The sequence below is a fragment of the Xenorhabdus sp. SGI240 genome (genome assembly GCF_040081915.1).
Classification (GTDB): Bacteria; Pseudomonadota; Gammaproteobacteria; order Enterobacterales; family Enterobacteriaceae; genus Xenorhabdus; species Xenorhabdus bakwenae.
In genome coordinates this window covers 1-2,306 of the sequence record NZ_JBEBMB010000171.1, presented here as the reverse complement: position 1 = coordinate 2,306, position 2,306 = coordinate 1, and the positions used below count along the sequence as shown (strand labels likewise).

Here is a 2,306-nt window from a genome sequence, read left to right as displayed (position 1 = left end):
GTGGGATACGTGCCGCAAAATGACAAGGCCAAAGCCCCGCCCGCAATCCATCTTAAAGGCCAGTGGCTTAAGGCGGCTGGGTTTGATAAGGGTTGTACCCTGACCGTGAAGATTATGGATGGCTGTCTGGTGTTGATTCCTGACAGTGACGAGACTCGCACCATTAAGCAACAGTACCAGCGCCAGCAGGATCAGCTCAGTGAAATTAAGCTGAGAATGCGGGAACTGCTTGGCGACTACAACAGCAACTAAGGGCAGGGGCTGAGCGGCTCTTAAAAAGAAAAAAGCCGGAAGATCACGGGGATCTTTCCGGCTCTAATTGCATACAATTATTTATAAATTTTACTTTCTCACTATTTATAGTTAGGATAAATTATTTTACAGCTTTCATTTTCATTTATTGTATTCCATACTCCTCTGCTCCATTTTATTTTGCCATTGAATAATATATTTTTTATATTATCTTCGTATTCATAATGATCATTTTCGTTATTCATAGCTAGTTCTAACGTATAATGTTCATCGCATAACAATTCAGATGACCTATCTAATTTATCAACAACAATAATTTTATATTTTTCACAATCACCAGTAGCTATATATCTACCTTTATCATCTTTGATTAGTAAATTAATATCAAAAACCTGGCTGATTTCAGATACCAGCTCTTCAAAACTGGTGTCTGTATCTAATACTATACTTAAGTAACGAGTCATATATCACCTTGAATTATTTACAATTAATAACGACCTGCTTATCACCTTTTCGTAGGTAATCATCAAGTTCATGACTTTTGTATATTCTGAATCCAAACGCTTCATCCCTTAATCCAGGAAGTGCAGCTCTTAATTTTTTATCAATATCCCGCTCAATTTTAGCTATTTCTGGGAATTTATTACCATCACGTCGTCTATTTGTATATCTTGTGTCATAACCCAGATAATCAGATTTAATAAACGCATCCACATCAAAGTCTTTTAAATTAACAGGCCTTGCTATGCTCGGATCATGTGCTTTACTTATTCCACTCGCCACACTGCCTCGATAGCCAATTTCCGCATTCGGATCTATTTTGCGTATTTCCGGTAAATGCTCACGAAGTATTGCGTTGATCTTCTCCTGCGTCGCAATTAATTCTGAATTCAGGCCAAGGGGATCAACACGCCCAACCGGATTATGCACATAAGAATACGGGTTAAACCCGCCTGCCAAGCCTATGGGGTCTTAGGAGCGATTCCGGTGCGGTCATACTTTTTTACGTGATTTTTTCTTTGAATATCAGCTTATTAAAGAACCGTTTTTACCCGTTTAGCCCACATCCACGAACTTAAAACGCCGATACGCACTTTTGCGCTGTTTTGCCATGTTGCCCCGGTGCACTTTTGCCGGGCTACCGCCGCAAGCCGTTATGCAATATAGCTTCCTGTTTTCCTTGTGATGAGCTGAACAACCTGATTTTGTGCAGTTTTTCACTTTCGGCAACGGGCGAACGCGGCCCAACTTGTTTGGGCGGCGGGCGCACGTTCTGCGGGGGCGGGTGGCAAAGAACCCGCAAGCGGCGCATTGCGACGCTCTCAGGCACGGAAGCCGAAGATTGTGATCGGTTTGGCTGATGGCACTTTACTCAAGGGAAGCCCCCTGCGGGGGCTGCACGGGGCGGAGATGACGAGCACGGTAACGAGCGAGGAGCGCAGCGACTGCGAGCCGGGCGCAGCCAGTGCAGCGGGGTCGGGTCGGGGGAGGTAAACGCGGAGGCCGCAGGCCGACCTGCCAGCAGGGAAGTTTGCCGGAACAACGCAAGGCAGCTAAAGAAGACGTGATTTTGCCGGAACGGGGCACAGTGCTCAGGGTCGGCGCGGATCTTTGGCCGGGACTGGCTCAGAAGCTGACAGCAGAAGGCGCAGCCTTGTGCGGTGCACCTTGCGATGCCGATAAGCGGGGGCGCAAGACATAATGTGTATTATGCGATGCGAGCCGCTTTACCGGTTTTTGGGGGACGACTGAGCGGAACGGCGAGTTTCGCATAATTCCCCAACATTATGTTGAGTGGGCTTTGGACGGCCTGCACTGACTGAACGGGGGCGGCATTGTTCAGGCCGACCATTGCCCACGTACCCCCGCAGACACCGAGGCCGACGGGCAGTCCGGCTACGGTCTGCCCCTGCCCCGCACCCAGCGAACTTAACGGGGACGCTCAGGCTGTCCGGTGCGCTGCGGTTTCGGTTCGGCGCCCGGCTTTCCGCTGGCACGGTCTGCGCTGCTTTCCGGTGGTGTCGGGGTATCACGCTCTGCCGTATGGGTTTGTT

5 protein-coding genes are annotated in these 2,306 nt (G+C 48.6%); 2 read left to right on the top strand and 3 right to left on the bottom strand.

All coding sequences use genetic code 11. The features are described from left to right. A partial coding sequence (locus tag ABLA76_RS18085) for a SymE family type I addiction module toxin (protein ID WP_348988968.1) occupies nt 1-252 on the top strand: 252 nt, incomplete at its 5' end. Between the two features lie 101 nt (nt 253-353). Here the strand turns inward: ABLA76_RS18085 and ABLA76_RS18080 are convergent. Next, nucleotides 354-716, bottom strand: coding sequence for a hypothetical protein (locus ABLA76_RS18080; protein ID WP_348988967.1), 363 nt, complete (start codon nt 714-716; stop codon nt 354-356). Between the two features lie 13 nt (nt 717-729). Then, nucleotides 730-1,182, bottom strand: a complete 453-nt coding sequence (locus ABLA76_RS18075) for a hypothetical protein (RefSeq protein WP_348988966.1) — start codon at nt 1,180-1,182, stop codon at nt 730-732. A gap of 535 nt (nt 1,183-1,717) precedes the next feature. On the opposite strand from ABLA76_RS18075, the gene ABLA76_RS18070 reads away from it, so the two are divergent. Then, complete coding sequence (locus ABLA76_RS18070; RefSeq protein WP_348988965.1) at nt 1,718-1,954, top strand: hypothetical protein; 237 nt, start codon at nt 1,718-1,720, stop codon at nt 1,952-1,954. Between the two features lie 6 nt (nt 1,955-1,960). Here ABLA76_RS18070 and ABLA76_RS18065 read toward each other — a convergent pair whose 3' ends face one another. Beyond that, the gene (locus tag ABLA76_RS18065; RefSeq protein ID WP_348988964.1) at nt 1,961-2,104 is read right to left on the bottom strand and encodes a hypothetical protein; all 144 of its coding nucleotides are present in this window, start codon (nt 2,102-2,104) and stop codon (nt 1,961-1,963) included. Between the last annotated feature and the right edge of the window lie 202 nt (nt 2,105-2,306).

What these genes read in the sequence shown, in the direction of transcription:
- ABLA76_RS18080 (WP_348988967.1), bottom strand. Translation starts at nt 716, where the DNA reads ATGACTCGTTACTTAAGTATAGTATTAGATACAGACACCAGTTTTGAA.
- ABLA76_RS18065 (WP_348988964.1), bottom strand. Translation starts at nt 2,104, where the DNA reads ATGGTCGGCCTGAACAATGCCGCCCCCGTTCAGTCAGTGCAGGCCGTC.